Genomic DNA, 17544 nt, shown 5'->3' on the forward strand with positions numbered 1-17544 from the left:
GAAATAAAAAAACCGGGGAAGAAGTCCTCCCCGGCTGTTGCTAGTCCCAATTTATCCTGGTTTTACCAAGGCTTGTTGGTACCCTGGATAATCCAAGGCTTGGACCATTGGTTGTTTGGTCCGATCTCGACTCCGTACTGGGAAGTCTCCAATCGGCCCACGGCTGTCTCCACTTCCTCTGCATTGAAGTTGAGTTCGTTGTTGCCATAAGGGAACCTTACCGGCATCACTGGCTCTCTGGAAGCAGGTCCTACCTGGAAGTCCGGTAGACCGGTTCGCTTGTAGTCAAACCAAGCCTCGGTAGCAGAAGTCCAGTTGGCGATCCACTTTTGAGTGAGTACCTGCTCGGCGGTGCCGTCGAAGGCTACTCCTGGCTGGGCGATGAAGTCATCGAAACCGTCGGAAACGCCCCAAGTCTTTAGCGAAGCCTTGATTCCGTTTTCGTAATGGGTCTGGGCACTTCCGACCGCGTATCCTTTGATCGCCGCTTCGGCTAGGATAAAGCTCACTTCGGCAGTGGAAATCAGTCTTGCTTTCAGTAGATCATGCTTGGCCAGTCGGTACACATCACCGATTTGGGAAACGTGCTGGTTTTCCAGCTGCTGACCCGGAGTCGGATTGAGGTTGTGCGCGGATGGGTTGATCAGGCCGGTTGGCAATCCCACATATTCCCGGGTATCCAACTCGTAGCCGAGCAAATCAGGATTGTAGTGACGGGTAAACTTGTTGCCCGCAGCAATTTCCTGCAAATACTGCTCATCGCCAAGAGAAACAATCCCGTCCTGGATTACGCCATTTTTACGGATGTAAGGATCATAGGCTACCGTAAGGCTCTTATCCTCTACCCACTGGCAGTGCACTGGTCTGAACCAAACCGTCACACGAGGGTCATTGGTCTCCAACATAGGATCCAGCAGCGTGTTGGCTGGCTTCAATCGTCTAAAGTTGGAACCCGCGTCATAGGATGCTGCCGAAGGCCAAGAATCGTCAGCCGAAGCGCCCAAGTAAGCCATCACCACATCATCGGAAGCGTCAGTCAGGTAGTTGCCTGAATTGTAAATGGCCTCGATGCCGGGCTTGGCGATCTCCGGAAGCTTATCCGAAATTCTCATGTAATATCTCAACAGAAGCGAGTTGGCAAATTTCTGCCAGCGGGTCGCATTACCGGCGAAATAAATGTCATACTGGGGAATCACGTTGGAAGAGGAAGAGCTGCCAAAAATCGTGGCGGCAGTCTTCAAGTCTTCAATGACACCTTTGTAGATTATTTCTTGGGAATCGTAGACAGGAAACTGATAGTCCAAATCATCCTTGGAACCCTGCAACGCATAGGTATAGGGCGCATCACCCCAAAGGTCGGTCACCATGCCAAACAGGAAAGACTTCATGGTCAGGCCGATTGCCTTGTGGAATTCCGATCCCACTTCTTCCGATCTCTTGATCAGAAACTCGTTGGTTCTCAGCAGTGCGTAGTACCCACTCCAATCGCTGGGTCCCCAGTCGTAGCTGTTGTGACCGCTGAACCAGCCGTCCTTTTGCGTGTGCTGTACCACCCCGGCAACGTCCTGATAACCCAGGTTGAGCATGTTTTTGGCTGCACCCACCATCACGGTAGGCATGAGCATGTTCACGTTGGCATCGCTCGGAGACACCCCATTGGGGTTGGTATTGACTTCATCTAGGCTTTCGCAGCTACCGAATGCAAACACGGCAACCAGGGAAAGTACTTTGGTATGTTTTATCCAATTTTTCATAATCTCTTTTGTTTAATTGAGCGGGTGGATTAGAAGTTGGCGTTGAACTTAAAGCCCAAAGGCATAGTCCAAGGGTTCACGTTTTGCAACTCGATCCCCTGTCTAAACAGGTTGGCAGAATCACCCTGCTTGGAAGCCTGCAACTGGAACGCTCGCTCAGGGTCGATACCGATGTCTGCTTTTGTCCAAAGCATCAGGTTACGGGTAAACACCGATACGCTGGCATTCTGGAAACCTTTCAGTTTGGGCAAAGTGTAGGACAGGGAAAGCTCGCGTAGTTTTACGAATGAGGCATCGAAAGTAATGGCCTCATTGTAGCTCCAAGGATAAGTGTCGGAGATCGGATAGATGTTGGTTCCCTCTCCACCGAGGTGCTCGATGTATTCGCCGTTTTCACCCATGATCACCCCGGGAACAAAGGCTCCGTCGTATCCATCTGGACCTTGGTTGACCGGCATACCGCCCTCTTCCTGGGAGTAGCCGCCCACTCTTGGGAACATGCCGTTTTGTGGAATGATGTATTTGCCTGGATTGGATTTCAGGAGGTTGATCAATTCCTGCTCGCTGTACATTCCGCCAGGGATCAGCATATCCTTTTGTCTTCCTGACTTCCAGTCAGACTCCGCATATCGGTAGGTGAAGGACATGAAGTCGCCGCCGATACGGGTATCCACGCTAGCGGAGAGCACGAATCTGCCATAGCTCAGGCTGGTTTGGAAACCCAGCATGGCGTCAGGGTTGAAGTTACCCACCTTTCTTCTGTCCTCCCTTCCGTTTTGGCTGATCCATTCCCCATTGTTGGAAAGGATGGGCCATCCGTAGTAAGGAGAGTTTTTGTCTTCCACTGTGGCAAAGCCGCGGCTCCAAAGGTCTCCGATCTGCCCACCGACATAAGTGCTGGCACCACCGCCGTTATCTTCCCAAAGGGTGATGTACTCCATACCTTCAGTCAGAGACTCCAGCTTGGTTCTGTTGCGGGTGATGTTCAAATTCAAATCCCAAGTCAAACCATTTGGTTTTTGGATGGGCGTAGCGCCGATCTGCACTTCCCAGCCCTGGCTGGAGATTAAACCTGCGTTGACCTGTCTCTGAGAATATCCGGAGGACTCAGGAGTCGGGATGTTCAGGATTTGGTTCTCGTTTTTCTGATAGTAGTAGGTCGCCTCGAAACGGATTCTGTTGTCCATGAAATTCATGTCCAAGCCCAATTCCTTTGAAGTGTTGATCTCCGGTTTCAGGTTGGGGTTGAGCAGCGTGCCTGGATAGTTGGTGGTAATCAAGCTACCCCAGCTACCAGTACCCAGCTGCTGCTCCAGTGCGTAAGGATAGGTATCATTACCCGCCTGGGCGATACCCGCTCTCAACTTCAGCATGGAGATGCTTTCTGGAAGGTTGAAGGTATAGTTGGCCAGCCAGCTCAAGGACAAAGAAGGATAGAAATAGGATCTGTTTTCCGCAGGCAAAGTACTTGACCAGTCATTTCTGGCTGTGATGTCAGCATACAATTGGTCTTTGAAGCCCAAGGATGCCACACCAAACACAGAGTAAATCGCCTTCTCAGAGGAGTAGTTGCTGTAGTTCAATCCGGTGTTCGGGATATTGCTCACTCTATAAAGGCCCGGAACGATCAGACCAGCGTTGGTCTTGCTGCCGATGTAGTCGTCGGCAAAGCGCTGCTGCATCACATTACCACCGGCACTTACATTCAAAGTGATACCTTCCCAACGCTTATTGTAGGAAGTCAGGAATTCCACGTTGGTCTCTGTGCCGCCGAGGTTCTGCAGGTGATAGGCACCTTTACGCTCTCTGGTGTAAGAGTATGGAATCTTAGTCTCCCGGTTTTCGCTGTAGGTATCCATCGTCATCTTCACGTGGGACTTGATCGCGTCGGAGAATTTGTATTCCGCCTTGATGTTACCGAAGATTCGGTCACGGACAAAGCCATTGTTGATGCCGTAGGCGATGAAGTACGGGTTGTCGTCGTTGGTGGAGACAGAGCGCTGCTGGATTTCCTCTTGGCCCGGCACCCAGTAGTCCTTCAGCTCGCGAACGTCCACATGGGACCAGGCGTACACTGCCTGGAGTGGGTTGGCACCTCTGTTACCGGTAGCCGGACGATTGTCAGACTTGTTGCGTGAGATGTTGATGTCCGCGCTTACCGCCAACTTTGAGTTCAGGTTGTAGGTATTGGAAATATTGATGCTGTGGCGATTGAGATCCGTGTTGGGGATCATGCCCTTGTTGATCATGTTGGAGTAAGACAAACGGTACACGGCTTTGTCGGTAGCTCCAGATACAGAAATTGCGTTGGTCGACGTGATGCCAGTCTCCAGAAAGTTTTTCATGTTGTCCTGGTAGGATCTGAGCTCCGTAGCAATCTGGTTTCCATTTTCGTCTCGTGGGCTATTCCATTGCACCGCCTTGTTGCCAACGTCCAGCTTAGGGCCTACCCAATAGGCAGAGCGCTCATCCAAGAGATCTGTTCTGGAGCCATTGGCATAGTCATAGTGCATGTCCAAGAATCGGGTTGGCGTTTCGAAGACGTTTGAAGTCGAGAAGTTCACTCGCATGGCCTCTCCCTTTTTCCCCTTTTTGGTAGTGATGAGGATTACCCCGTTGCCCGCTCTAGAGCCGTACAGTGCTGCGGCACTTGGGCCTTTCAGCACGGTCATGTCTTCGATGTCGTCTGGGCTAAGGTCGGCAATCGGGTTACCGTAGTCGACTTGATTTCTGTCGCCCATAGTACGCACGTTGCCGAGAGAGTTTGCCACCGGCACCCCGTCGATCACGAAAAGGGGCTGGTTGTCGCTGCTCAGGGAGGTAGCACCGCGGATCACTACGCTGGTAGAAGAACCCACGCCAGAGGTCTGGTTGATCTGCACACCGGCCACTCGGCCCGCCAAAGAACCCAAGGCGTTTTCTTGGGTTACCGTTCTCATGTCATCCCCTTTCACCTCGCCCACAGAGTATCCTAGGGATCTTTTTTCCCGCTCGATGCCTAAGGCGGTCACCACCACTTCGTTCATCGACTGGATGTCCTCGACCATGGCAAGATTAAGCGTAGCCTGGTTGTTGACAGGCATCTCCACAGTGTTGAAACCAATGTAGGAAAACACCAACACGGCACTGCCCGAATTGACGGAAAGCGAAAAATCACCATTGATGTCGGTGACGGTTCCGTTGGTAGTCCCCTTTTCCAAAATGGTGACTCCTGGCAAACCGAGGCCATCGGTCTCGGAAGTGACCTTTCCCTTCACCACCACCTGGCTTTGGAAAAGCTCCTCCAGGGGGAGATTGGAACTGGCAGGCAAGGCTCTCCCCTCCATGGGTGAAAGCGCCACAGCACCCAAAATCAATGCGAGGGACGCTCCCCGGAAGATCTTGGGCCTGATTAAGTAGATGACTTGTTTCATAAGCATTTTAGGTTAGGTAAAGTGAATTCTTGATTTTGGATGCACGATGTGGGATTTCGCCGATTTTTACTCCTTCAGGTTATTGCCTTTGTCCGGGTCTGAGCCGTTCCCGTCTACCAGTTGAGCAAACACCGTCCAGAAGCCCTCATCCAGGTTTTCGGTCTGTTTCTTGTCGTCAAGCATAGACAGAAAGAGGTCAAATTCCTTTCGGCTGATCTTCCCTTCCGCCAGCTTTTTGATCAATTCGGATGCAGTTGGATTTTCCATAGCTTGCTCATTCACAGGTAATACCTCGGAGTAGAAAAAAGAGACTAGTCCCTGTTTTTTTTTGTTGGCCCTATGCGGTTTTTTTGGGACAAAATGGCCGAAAACAATGCTGAAGATTCCATTTCTACCTGAAATACAAAGGGTTGTAGTCGGTATTATCAAATCATTAAGACTGTCAATCACAAGAGTCGCACGAAGGACTGCTTTGTCGGCGCTGGAGGGGAACGCCCCCGATGCGTTTACCGATCCCAGCATCGGCCTTCAAAATCTCGATCCCGAAGCTCGCACCAATTTTGAAGCTCAGCTTCGAATGTAGGATGTGTCACAGTCTGTGGACTCCCGTCCCTACCCGCTTTTCATGGAAAGCCGCTTTGGGTGCTTGCTTGTCCACTTTACTCGGATGGAATGGTTTTGGAAAAGTATTGGTCAGTTTTCAAAAGAAAGCTGCCATAGCAGGCGAATTTTCACTAAACCACTATTTATTATGAGTTTACTAAAAGATGTCAGAGTCGCAATTTTGGCCACCAATGGATTTGAAGAATCCGAGTTGCTTGAACCAAAAAGGGCATTGGAAAAGGAAGGTGCGGAAACGTTTATCATCTCGCCGCAGGACGGAGAAATTAAAGGCTGGAAGGATGGCAATTGGTCAGATCCCGTCACGGTGAATGCCCGAATCGATCAAGTAAGCCCCGTGGACTTCGACGCTTTGTTGATTCCCGGAGGTGTCATCAATCCCGATCTGCTCAGACGCGACATTGGGGCGATAGAGTTTGTACGGGCTTTTTTCGAAGAGCAAAAACCCGTCGGAGCAATCTGCCACGGCCCCCAGTTGTTGATCAACGCAGAGGTGACTAAGGGACGGACACTGACTTCCTTCGAATCCATCAGGAAAGATCTGGAAAACAGCGGAGCCAAATGGGTGGACGAGGAAGTAGTCGTAGATCAGGGATTGGTGACATCAAGAAGTCCCAAAGACCTGCCCGCCTTCAATAAAAAATTGGTCGAAGAATTCCGGGAGGGCAAACACGCCGGACAAAGAGCCTAAAGAAAAAGGTAAAAACCCAGCCAATAAGTGGCTGGGTTTTCTTTCGCCAGATCCAGGCAATCCAAACCGACCCATAAAGTCCCGGCTGGGCACATCGATAAGCGCAAAAAAAACCTTCCAAGATGGAAGGCTCTTTTACCCAATATAGCTATGTTACAAAATTTCGGATTTAAGACATTTCACCGCCCGGGATTGTTGAGCCACCTATTCGGTCACTAATTCCGCGTCGGTACCAAACCTTCCTTTGGCACCCTTCAGTCCGTCATGCGTGGAGATTGCAAGGACGGAGAGGAGCACCAGCACCGCAACTATCCCAAACAAAAGGTAGAGGGATCTTTTGACCGCAAAGTGCGAAGTGGCATAATTTGCCCTACTGTAGGGTAGCAAAGCCAGGATGAGAACGAAATTCACTATGTACAAAAACTGCTCAGGCCTGTAGAAGCTCAGGTATGAACCGGTTATCAGGAAAGTATACACCAAGTATCCCGCAAACAGCGTCAATCCTATCTGCTTCAGGATCACCTCCTGTTGCCCGATAGCGCTGTTTTTCCATTTTTTCGAAGCAAAAAAACCAAACGTAGCCAAGCCAATTAAAACGACAAAGGCCAACAAAACCGCCAAGCTCGCCCAATATTCGGGATTACCGGGGGCGGCATTGCTGTAAGCAGGAAGCAGGTCTTTTTCCCAAAATGACTGATGCCAGACGATAAGGGGTATCAAACCCAGCAATCCGAAAACCGGCCAGGAGATACCCGAAGGCTGGGAATTGAATTCGGTTTTTGGAATTCCGAAGTCTGCTCTCAAAGCGCTATAGGCCATCCCTATCCCCCCGAAGAAGCCCAGGGAATACTCCATCATATTCCAGAAGTTGAATTTCAGGCCGGATACATTGCCCACTACAAGCAGAAACTCTCCAAAACCAAAGCCAAAACCCGCACCGAGACCGGTGTAGGCAGCCACTTTGAGTGGGCCCTGGAAGCCATTTCGGCTGCAAAAATAAGCCAAAGCAATCGCTGCTCCCGCGCAAAGCGCCCAAGCTTCCGATCGCGGAGGAGTCATCAGGACACCCAACTGCTCCACTACGAAATAGTAGAAGATCACCGCCCCGGCAAACATCTCCACCAAAAGCTGGTGCCATGCAATCTTTTTACCAGTGCATGATTCCTGCAGACCGAGACCAAAAAGCCCCCCGCCAAGGAACCCATACAACCCACCGACAATAAACATCATGAGCATGGCATAGGCGACATTGGGAAAGTCATCCATCCGCCCATAGCCCACGAGCTGTCCGTAGCTCATCATTCCTCCAAGTCCCCAACCTATGGCGCCGAGGAGAGCCGCCTTGAGGCCGCCAGATATCCACTCCTTCTTCCTCGCAAAGACCAGCAGCAACACACAAGCAATGCCTCCAGCCCAAGCCGCTCCCTGCTCATGTCCAAACTGCCCGCGTATAGCCCAGGCGGTTCCGAGTGTCATTCCGGTCAAAAGGATGGGGAGGATTTTTGGGGTCATGCTCTGGTCTTTTGTGTAGAATACCTTCAAGGCTGAAAAAGGGACTAGCTTTGGAAGTCAGGGAAATGGATTTACGGTTTTTGATTTGGGATTGACGAGCCTCCCAAAAACGGTCAAGCTATTTTAGACCCTTACACCTTACAGTCTGCCTACTGAACACTGTAAACTTCAATACCCCTTGCCAAATCCCCCAATTGCGCTTATTTTGTTCCCTTTACAAGGAGGAAAATAGTACATGCTGCTCAGTAAACTGGAGATCAAGGGCTTTAAGAGTTTTGGAGATAAGATGGTCATCCACTTCGACAAGGGAATCACTGGTGTCGTGGGGCCCAATGGCTGTGGAAAGTCCAATGTCGTGGACGCCATACGCTGGGTGTTGGGGGAACAAAAGACCCGGATGCTCCGCTCAGACAAGATGGAGAATGTGATCTTCAACGGCACCAAAAACCGCAAGCCAACCAACATGGCCGAGGTGTCCCTGACTTTTGAAAACACCAAAAACCTCCTCCCCACCGAGTACACGCACGTCACCGTCACCCGGCGCTACTACCGCAGCGGGGAAAGTGAATACCAAATCAACGGAGTCACCTGCCGCCTGAAGGACATCACCAACCTATTCATGGACACGGGGATCAACTCCAACTCCTACGCGATCATCGAGCTCAAGATGATCGACGAGCTGCTCAACGACAAAAACAACTCCCGTCGTGAGCTCTTCGAGGAAGCTGCGGGCATCTCCAAGTTTAAGACCCGTAAAAAGGAAACGCTCCGCAAACTGGAGGATACCGACGCCGACCTGGACCGGGTGAAAGATCTGCTATTTGAGATCGAAAAAAACCTCAAGTCCCTGGAAAAGCAGGCCAAGCAGGCCGCCCAGTACTTTGCCATCAAAAAGGACTACAAATTGGCCAGCATCAACCTGGCCAAAAAGTCCATAGAAAAATACGCGCAAGAGCTCATCGCCGCCAATGCCAGAATCCAGTCCGAATCCGACCGCAAGCTGGAGATCACCGCGCAGATCAGCGATCGGGAAGCTCAACTCAGCCAGCTCAAAGCCGACCTAATCAACAAGGAAAAACTACTTGCCTCCCGACAAAAGACCCTCAACGAGCACGTGAACAAGATCCGGGCTTTCGAGTCGGAAAAGAAGATCAAAAATGAGCGCATGCGCTTCCTGGAGGACAGGTCCCGTACCCTGCGTGAACAGATTGACACCGACCGCAAGTCCAACGACCGGGCGGGATTCTCCATCCGTTCTTTGCATCAGGAAAAGGAGTCCGCCGAGAAGATCCTCCTCGAAAAGGAGGCCATCGTCTCCGAACTCCGGGAGCAGTACGACTCCCAAAAGCTACTGGCGGGCGAAAGGCAGCAGAGCCAAAAAGAACTCAGCCTGCGCTACGACAGCCTGAAGGAAAGGGTCTACCAACTAAGCAAGGAAGCCGAAATCAAACAGATCCAGCTCTCCACCTTGAAGCAGGAGCTGGAGCGTACCTCCTCTGACGACTCCTCCCAGGAGGCCAGCCTGGCGGACTTTGAGGATAAGCTTGTGGAATTGAAGGCCGAACTGGACGAGGCCACGGCTGCCTATGCAGCGCTCAAGTCCAAGCAGGAAGACCAAGACCAAAAGATCGAGGAGACCAACCGCGTGATCGAGATGATCCGCGAAGAGCTCACCAGCTCCGCGCGCAAGCTGGACTCCAAGACCAACGAATATAACTTGACGAAGTCCCTGGTGGAAAACCTGGAAGGCTTCCCCGAAGCCATCAAGTTTCTCCGCAAAAACCAAAGCTGGGGCAAGGACATCCCCCTCCTCTCCGACCTGCTCACCACGGACGAAAAGTACCGAGTGACCATAGAAAACTATCTGGAGAGCTACATGAACTACTATGTGGTGGACACCGAGGCCCAGGCCATCGCCGCCATACAGCTCCTCAGCGATGCCGCTCGAGGCAAGGCCAACTTCTTTGTGTTGGAGCACTTCGAGCGCTTCAAGCCCAGCCAGAGCAAGCTGTTTGCCAACGCCATCGCCGCCACCGAGATCATCGAGTTTGACCTCAAGTACAGCCGCCTGATCAACTTTGTCCTGGACAATGTCTATCTCGTGCAGGGCGAACACCGGGACTTTCCCGCCGATCCGGACTGCATCTTCCTTTCCGAGTCGGGCAAGTACACCAAGCGCAAGTTTTCCATCTCGGGCGGTTCCGTAGGACTCTTCGAAGGGAAGCGTATCGGGCGGGCCAAAAACCTCGAAAAGCTGGACAAGGAAATCAAGGACTTGGGCAAAAAGGTCAGCACTACCCGCGCCAACCTCGACCAAAAGCTGGGCGACCTGATTAAGCTCAAGGAAGTCAGCCACAAGAAGGCCCTGGAAGAAAGCCAAGCCCAAATCAACGAGCTCAATTCGGGCTACGTCTCCGTCCGCACCAAGAAGGAACAGCTGGCCGAGCTCCTCAGCTCCAATGCCAACAAACGGGACGACATCCTCGAGCGCATCGCCAACTTGGAGGAAAGCTTGGCCGATATCCTGCCCCAGCTGGGCGAGGAAAAAGCCGTCTTTGAGGGACTGTCTGAGCAGGTCGCGCAACTCAGCGAGGAACTGGAATCTGAAAACAAAAAACTGGCGGAAAAGTCCCAGACCTTCAACCAGGAAAACATCACCTACATCCAACAGGTCAACCGGGTCAACAGCCTGGAGCAGGAGATCGAGTTTAAGCAAAACGCCTTCGACAGCTCTCGAGAGCGCATCGAAAAGTCCCAGGCCGAGCTCTCCCAGCTGGACGCCGAAGTAAAAACCCTCTTGGACAACAACGAGGTGAAGGACGACGAGCTGATCGAGCTCTATGCCGAAAAGGAAAGCATAGAAAAAGGCGTGACCGAGGCTGAAAAGGACTACTACGGCGCACGTGGCTTGATCGACGAGACCGACACCAAGATCCGTAGCCTTCAAAAGTCCAAAGAAGGCTTCGATACCCTACTCCATGAACTCCAAAATGCGATCAACGACATCAAGCTCAAGATGAGTGGGATGAAGGAGCGTCTGAGCGTGGAGTTTGAGCTGGATCTGGATGCGCTGATGGAGGAAAATCCCAACCTGGACCCCGAATTCCTGGACTTTGCGGAGGATCAACTCCGGGAGCTGGTGCGCAAGCAAAAGGAAAGACTGGAAAAGATCGGCCCCATCAACCCCATGGCCATGGAGGCCTACGACGAGATCAAGGTGCGCTACGACTTTATCACCACGCAGAAAGAAGACCTGATCAAGGCCAAGGAAAGCCTGCTCAGTACCATCTCCGAGATCGACCAGGTAGCCAAAGACACCTTCTTGGATGCCTTTGCCAAGATCAAGGAAAACTTCATCAAGGTCTTCCGCTCCCTCTTTACCGAGCAGGACGACTGCGACCTAACCTTGGTGGATCCGGAGAACCCCCTGGAGTCCCCCATCGAGATCATGGCAAAGCCCAAGGGCAAGCGTCCACTCACCATCAACCAGCTCAGCGGTGGGGAAAAGACCCTCACGGCCACTTCCCTACTCTTCTCCATCTACCTGCTAAAGCCGGCCCCCTTCTGTATTTTTGACGAGGTGGACGCCCCGCTTGACGATGCCAACATCGACAAGTTCAACCAGATCATCCAAAAGTTCAGCTCCGAGAGCCAGTTTATCATCGTCACGCACAACAAGCGCACCATGGCCAGTACCGATATCATGTATGGGGTCACCATGATCGAAGCGGGCGTCTCGAGGGTGGTGCCGGTGGATTTAAGGGAGTTGGCGTAGGAAAGCAGAATTCCGAGGGTAGAAAGCTGAAGTGGCAGTGGGCTGTTATCAGTGGGCAATAATCACCGTCGTTGCTAGCATAGCGAAGCAATCTCGTTTATCTGAGAGTACATTGTAATAGTGAAAAAGACCCTGCAGGGGTCGAATCGCTATAGCAACCGGGTTTCTAGCCTGGAAAGTTATTAGACCAATAATTCCAGAGAGCCATTATCCTCGCAGAATTTGGTGACGCCAACAGTAGACCGAATGTAGATTTTTGGTTTCGATTGTATTGCCAAGTAAGGACAACGAAATCCTATCCATCAAACAATGATTTTTGGTATACACCTCCTTTGATCTTGTTCATCAATTCCCGGATGAACTCGTAATGTTTGACATAGGGATTGGGAATGCTTATCATGCTGATTCCTTTGGATCGGAGGAGCTGCATCTTGATTTTATCAGATTCAATCCGTTTTTTGTTTCTGTAATGTTCCGTGCCGTTGATTTCAAAGACAACCTTTGGTACCCGGCCCTGATAAATCACCCCATCAAATTCCTTCTTGTTGACCGCATGATTTTCGATTTCTTCCGGCAAGACATCCAAAACCTTCACATTTCGTTCGAACCGGCTTCCCTGGACGGAGCAATAATGGCTCATCGTTTTGTAAAATTCGTCCTCAAATTTTGAGTCATTCGAAAACCCTATGGTAAATCGATTTGCGGTGCTTTGCGGGATCTTTGTGGTGCCGTTTTTTTGAACATAATCAACCAAGGCGTATAGATCATCATCTTTTCTCGACAGGATATCAATCGCTTTTTTATCGGCAACCACAATCAAATTCTCCTGGGCCCTGGTGACTCCGACATTGATCAACTGGCTGTTGTTCTTGATCCAATCATACGTTCTGGGAGAAGTGTTTCTTGACAGGGATGTGGATATGATAATGGTTTTGTTCTCCTGCCCTTGAATTTTGTGAATCGTTCCACAGCTTACCGAATTGTCTATTTCATTATTTGCTTTTGCCCTTCCCAGGTATTGATTCAAAACCGCTTCCTGGTTGCGGAAGGGAGTGATGATGAAAACATCCTTTAATTGATGGTCTGCAATGTATTTTACAATCTCTATCGCTTCTTCAATCGTGGCATTTCTACTTGGTTGATTTACGTTATTCACATCAATCAGCTTCAGTTCCCCTTTTGTTTTAATCTTCGAAAGATTCAGCTTGTTTTCATAAAACCGCATGTTTGAATAGTTGATGATCTTTTCTCCACAGCGATAATGATAGCTCAGCAAAATATCCCTGGAAATATTGTCAATCCTTTTATATAGTGACAGGATAGAATTAGTATGATAATCATAAGTCCTATCCATACTGAACATCCGCATCAGTTGAAGGCCTGTACTCTCTTCAAAGACAACGATCGGCTTTAGCTGGTTGGTGTCACCGATAAGAACCATGCTTTTGCACTTAGAAATGGGAATCAAGCCTGTGGCAATATCGCATTGACCAGCTTCATCGATCACCAGTAGATCGAACTTATACTTGCTGCCCAGTTTGCGGCTCGAAATATTGGTAGTCAGGATAATGGGAAATACTTTGGTGAGCTTTTCCAAGTTTTCATCAATGGTAAGCCACTTATTGAATTCTCTTACTTGTTTTTCGGATTCTTCAATGTCAAGTATTCCAATCAGATCAGCATATTCCTTGGACTTGAGGCGTTTTACATACCTTAGGGATTCATAGTAGAAAAACTGCAAAAGCTGGTGATTGCCTTTGATGACTTCATACAAATTGTCCAGATCGCCATTGCTGGTCTCCGGTATCTGACTCAGTTTCTCCTCAATGGCAAGTTTTTCCTTTTCCAGTAAGTGATTCCCGGCTTTTGACAGCAGGCTGCTTACAAACTCGAGGTTTTGGGTCTGTTCTATTCTGGTCTCATGATTTTTTATTTTCTCAAGCAATTGTCGGTTTTTCTCTTTCGATTTTTCTTTGAGATTGTACAGCAGTTTTTCCTTGGGCACATCCTTGGTCTCAAAAGCATACCGTTCTTTTATCGTCTGGATGGCCTGTGCTACGCACTCGTTGTTCCCAAGCCTGAGTACCGGAAGCATTATTTCCTTATTCAGGTATTTGCCCAGGTACAACTTGTCTTTAATCCCGTCAATAGGCACATTGTTGTTTGAGGAGATCAATAGTGTTTTGCCATTGGTAAGACAATTGACAATGATATTTAATATGGTTTGGGTTTTGCCCGTTCCCGGTGGTCCTTGCACATAGGTGATGGGGTATTTCAGCGCATTATAGATGGTTTGGATCTGATCGATATTTATATTCTGATCATAAAGCACGATGTGCGGTTCCTTCCGGTCTTTCCTATCCAGCAATGACAGTTTTTGAAAGAAGGCCTTTAGCGGAACTTCCATTTCATCCCTCTTATATTCTGCATGGATGTTGTCATAAATCCCGGCTATATCGATCTGCGCATATCCTAAGACTACAAGTTCCGGCCTTGTATTGATTAATTCGCCGGTTCTGAAATTGCCCCTCAACAATTCAATCGCTTCCGACTGATCCTTTGTGTAAACCGCTTCAAAATCAGTAGGATTTAAATCAGTGTAATAAGCCAAAGAGTGCTTTACATCTTTTATATAGAAATTGGAATTGAACTGTGTTTTGGTCCCTACATGTAATTTTTTGTTTACGGGATCAAGGGTGAGCTTTCTGTAGGCAATGACAAATTTGCCCTTGGAGGGTAGGTCAATTGAAAACTCACTTATCGCGAGCTCATATTCATAAAACCTGCGGTAATCGTTATGATAGATCTCTTTTATGATTTGTTTCAGCTGATCGTCTTTTAAGGAATAGGGATTTTCCTTTGCCAGCTCCGTCAAATCCACTCCCTGAATCAAATGGGCTTTGTGCAAAAATGGGTCTTTATTGGCTTTGTAGCATTCCAGGTAATAATTCAAGATATTATTATCATACTGGTCAAATTCATAGACCTGCAGGCTATCATCCTCATCCAGTTTATGGATCAGTTTCTCGGAGGGTTCAAAATGCGAAAACTTCAGGATTTCGGCGGACTGAATGGCTGAGATAGAGATTTTCCTGTTTAGGAGGGGTTCATCCTTTGTCACGTTGAACATGTTGACCCACAGTTCATCTTTTGCATTTATATCAAGAATGCTGATCCAAAAAGGTGTGATCTCCCCTTCCTTGTTTTTGTAGGTAATGTTTAGAAATTTCCCTTCCCGGATGGCTTTCCCTATCAGAGAAGTGATTTTTTTGTCAATCATTTGAGAGGAATTTTAGACATCATGATTTTGAAAGTCCATCTCGTGATCAGGTTGCGCATTCTTTTTCTTTCAAAATAATGGTTTTTTGGAAATCATAGGGGAGTAAAGCGTGCCAAATCGGTCAGGCATGAAACCAACCCTTTCCAAGCCTCGTTGATCCCTGCCTTTTTTCGACCAGGCACTTTTGTCACATTTTTTAAAGGGTTAGTCACTTATCGGGGAAAGAGTCCCTGCCCCTGTCTAATATTACTGAAAATCCCCGCTATGAAAGTCAGATGGAGACAACATGAAATGATAGGCATTGCCATCTTAGTCCTGTGGCAACTCATCCTTTTGGTGATGACGGTAAATGATCGTCCGATCCCAGAATTGGAAGAGCACTATTCAACGCCATTCAGAGCGCATGGCATTCCTTTTTCCATTTGGAGAAACGTCCTGATCCCCCAGTTGAGCGCTCCCCTATTGGTATTTACCGTCTACCTCCTGATTAACCTTTGGGTCCTACCTTGTTTCAAAAAAATAAAGGGGGAAGACATTGAGCGGCTACTTTCCAAAAGAATCTTGCTGGCGCTCTTTTCCCTACTATGCGTAGGCTCTCTGCTTGCCATCGGGATCAATGCTATTTCATTCTACACCCAGCCGCACTTCTTCAATTATGGAGGGTACCAGCTCTTGGCAATTACCGGCTACAATGATCATCCGCTGGCCAATTTATTCTTTGGTTTTGGACGGGCCTTAGCTGCCGTAGCGCTGGTCACCGTACTGGCAGGGGTAAGAGAGTTGATCATCTGGCTTATAGAGCGAAAACGGGTAAAAAGAGACTACTGGATCATGGTAGTCAACAACGCGACACCTCTGCTCATTGTGTTTTTGTGCTTTGTGATCGTAAGCAACCCGCTTTACCAGGACTTCCTCAAATACCTTTTTTTCCTGTTGCCCATGATCTTACTCTACTTGTACATGACCTTCTGGCTCTTTCCATTTATGGAGGGGAAAGCGGTTTTGTCCCGGCCCGTTCTTCTACGCATCCTAATTTCAACATTCATCTGTGCCATACCCGGGTTCTTGCTGCTTTTCAACCATCGCCTAATCGTTCCAGTACTCTATTGGTTATCCTTGGTTTTTGTTGCCACACAGGTGTTTTGGATCATTTACAACCAACGGAAAGACCGGATTCTGCAAGCCATCAGGATGGAAACCGCTTTGGCCAAGTCGGATGCATCCCTCCAGTTTCTGAAGTCGCAGATCAATCCGCACTTTTTGTTCAACGCACTTAATACACTCTATGGAACTGCGCTCAAGGGCGATTCGGACAAGACCGCCGAAGGCATCCAAAAGTTGGGGGACATGATGCGGTTTATGCTTCACGAAAACACACTGGACCGGATCCCGATGGACAAAGAAATAGACTACTTAAAAAACTACATTTCCCTTCAAAAACTACGGATAGTCGACTCTCCCCTCATCAGCATCGAAGATGAGATCGAAGAGAGGAACTGCAACCACGAGATCCCGCCTATGCTGTTGATCCCCTTTGTGGAAAACGCCTTCAAACACGGGATCAGCCTGAAAGAAAGATCATGGGTTAAGATCGAATTGCAGTGTCGGGAAGATGTGGTGCAATTTGAGGTGAGAAACAGTATCCACAAAGATGAAAGCGATCCGGAAAAGGAGATGTCCGGGATTGGGCTGAAAAATGTAACAGGGAGACTGGAACTGATATATCCAAACCGGCATATCTTGGATGTTCAGGAAGCCGATCGGGAGTTTATCGTTAAACTGTCACTGCAATGTTGAAAGCAATAGCCATAGATGACGAGCCCATAGCTCTGGAGGTGATACAGGGCCTTACCGACAAGGTCACGTTTGTCGAGATGGTCGGATATTTTTCCAGCGGGTTGGAAGCGATGCAATTTATGAAGCCCAATGCCGTAGACCTGATTTTCCTTGACATCAAGATGCCGGATATGTCAGGCCTGGAATTTCTGAAAGCTTTCCCCAATCCGCCCATGATCGTTTTCACCACGGCCTATAGTGAGCACGCGATCGAAGGATTTGAACATGATGCCATCGACTATCTGCTTAAGCCTTTTTCACTGACCCGTTTCCTTAAGGCCTGCAACAAGGCCTATGAACAACATTCACTTCGGGAGAACTCACCACCCTCTACCCCAGCGCTGCAGCCCTTCATCTTTGTAAAAAGCGGCTATGAGAATGTCAGGGTTGAGTTCAAGGATCTGCTGTATGCCGAAGCCTTGGGCAATTACGTCCAGCTGGTCTTGGAAGACCGAAAGATCATCACCCGTCTAACCATGAGTGAAGCGGAAGTGCTGCTTTCTGCGCGGGGCTTTTTGCGGATCCACCGTTCTTATATCGTTGCCAAGAACAGGATCTTGAAGTTTGACAAAAAAAGTCTCTGGATCACGAACACTGAGTTACCCATCGGTCCCTTATTTCTGCCTGAGGTAGAAAAGACCATCATCCCCCTATAAACCGCT

At 49.1% G+C, this 17544-nt stretch carries 9 protein-coding genes; 4 read left to right on the plus strand and 5 right to left on the minus strand.

Features of this window, described 5'->3' with window-relative positions; all coding sequences use genetic code 11:
• Positions 1 to 62: 62 nt before the first annotated feature.
• The 3 genes from J0A67_RS10065 to J0A67_RS10075 all read right to left on the minus strand — a co-directional run bounded on the left by J0A67_RS10065 (position 63) and on the right by J0A67_RS10075 (position 5434).
• Positions 63 to 1754, minus strand: a complete 1692-nt coding sequence (locus J0A67_RS10065) for a SusD/RagB family nutrient-binding outer membrane lipoprotein (RefSeq protein ID WP_206569182.1) — start codon at positions 1752 to 1754, stop codon at positions 63 to 65.
• A 29-nt stretch (positions 1755 to 1783) separates the two neighbouring features.
• Positions 1784 to 5167, minus strand: coding sequence for a SusC/RagA family TonB-linked outer membrane protein (locus J0A67_RS10070; protein ID WP_241265132.1), 3384 nt, complete (start codon positions 5165 to 5167; stop codon positions 1784 to 1786).
• 66 nt (positions 5168 to 5233) lie between these two features.
• A complete protein-coding gene (locus tag J0A67_RS10075; protein WP_206569183.1) occupies positions 5234 to 5434 on the minus strand; it encodes a hypothetical protein in 201 nt (66 codons plus the stop codon).
• Positions 5435 to 5918: 484 nt separating this feature from the next.
• Between J0A67_RS10075 and J0A67_RS10080 the strand changes: the two genes are divergently transcribed.
• Positions 5919 to 6479: a type 1 glutamine amidotransferase domain-containing protein gene (locus J0A67_RS10080; protein ID WP_206569184.1), complete on the plus strand. Its 561-nt coding sequence runs from the start codon at positions 5919 to 5921 to the stop codon at positions 6477 to 6479.
• Positions 6480 to 6683: 204 nt separating this feature from the next.
• Here the strand turns inward: J0A67_RS10080 and J0A67_RS10085 are convergent, their stop codons facing one another.
• Entirely contained in the window at positions 6684 to 7991 is a 1308-nt protein-coding gene (locus J0A67_RS10085; protein WP_206569185.1) for a hypothetical protein, read from the minus strand.
• A gap of 235 nt (positions 7992 to 8226) precedes the next feature.
• Between J0A67_RS10085 and smc the strand changes: the two genes are divergently transcribed.
• On the plus strand, positions 8227 to 11766 hold the full coding sequence (gene smc / locus J0A67_RS10090) for a chromosome segregation protein SMC (protein WP_206569186.1): 3540 nt from the start codon (positions 8227 to 8229) through the stop codon (positions 11764 to 11766).
• Between the two features lie 295 nt (positions 11767 to 12061).
• Here smc and J0A67_RS10095 read toward each other — a convergent pair whose 3' ends face one another.
• Positions 12062 to 15046 carry a DEAD/DEAH box helicase gene (locus J0A67_RS10095; protein WP_206569187.1) on the minus strand — a complete coding sequence of 995 codons (2985 nt, stop codon included), beginning with the start codon at positions 15044 to 15046 and terminating at the stop codon, positions 12062 to 12064.
• Positions 15047 to 15310: 264 nt separating this feature from the next.
• Between J0A67_RS10095 and J0A67_RS23065 the strand changes: the two genes are divergently transcribed.
• Entirely contained in the window at positions 15311 to 16843 is a 1533-nt protein-coding gene (locus J0A67_RS23065) for a sensor histidine kinase (protein ID WP_241265133.1), read from the plus strand.
• Positions 16837 to 17538, plus strand: coding sequence for a LytR/AlgR family response regulator transcription factor (locus J0A67_RS10105; protein WP_241265134.1), 702 nt, complete (start codon positions 16837 to 16839; stop codon positions 17536 to 17538). Before J0A67_RS23065 ends, J0A67_RS10105 begins: the two co-directional genes overlap by 7 nt.
• The last annotated feature ends 6 nt before the right edge of the window (positions 17539 to 17544 follow it).

This window comes from Algoriphagus aestuariicola (genome assembly GCF_017254835.1).
Lineage (GTDB): Bacteria > Bacteroidota > Bacteroidia > Cytophagales > Cyclobacteriaceae > Algoriphagus > Algoriphagus aestuariicola.

What these genes read in the sequence shown, in the direction of transcription:
- J0A67_RS10065 (WP_206569182.1), bottom strand. Translation starts at nt 1,754, where the DNA reads ATGAAAAATTGGATAAAACATACCAAAGTACTTTCCCTGGTTGCCGTG.
- J0A67_RS10070 (WP_241265132.1), bottom strand. Translation starts at nt 5,167, where the DNA reads ATGAAACAAGTCATCTACTTAATCAGGCCCAAGATCTTCCGGGGAGCG.
- J0A67_RS10075 (WP_206569183.1), bottom strand. Translation starts at nt 5,434, where the DNA reads ATGGAAAATCCAACTGCATCCGAATTGATCAAAAAGCTGGCGGAAGGG.
- J0A67_RS10080 (WP_206569184.1), top strand. Translation starts at nt 5,919, where the DNA reads ATGAGTTTACTAAAAGATGTCAGAGTCGCAATTTTGGCCACCAATGGA.
- J0A67_RS10085 (WP_206569185.1), bottom strand. Translation starts at nt 7,991, where the DNA reads ATGACCCCAAAAATCCTCCCCATCCTTTTGACCGGAATGACACTCGGA.
- smc (WP_206569186.1), top strand. Translation starts at nt 8,227, where the DNA reads ATGCTGCTCAGTAAACTGGAGATCAAGGGCTTTAAGAGTTTTGGAGAT.
- J0A67_RS10095 (WP_206569187.1), bottom strand. Translation starts at nt 15,046, where the DNA reads ATGATTGACAAAAAAATCACTTCTCTGATAGGGAAAGCCATCCGGGAA.
- J0A67_RS23065 (WP_241265133.1), top strand. Translation starts at nt 15,311, where the DNA reads ATGAAAGTCAGATGGAGACAACATGAAATGATAGGCATTGCCATCTTA.
- J0A67_RS10105 (WP_241265134.1), top strand. Translation starts at nt 16,837, where the DNA reads ATGTTGAAAGCAATAGCCATAGATGACGAGCCCATAGCTCTGGAGGTG.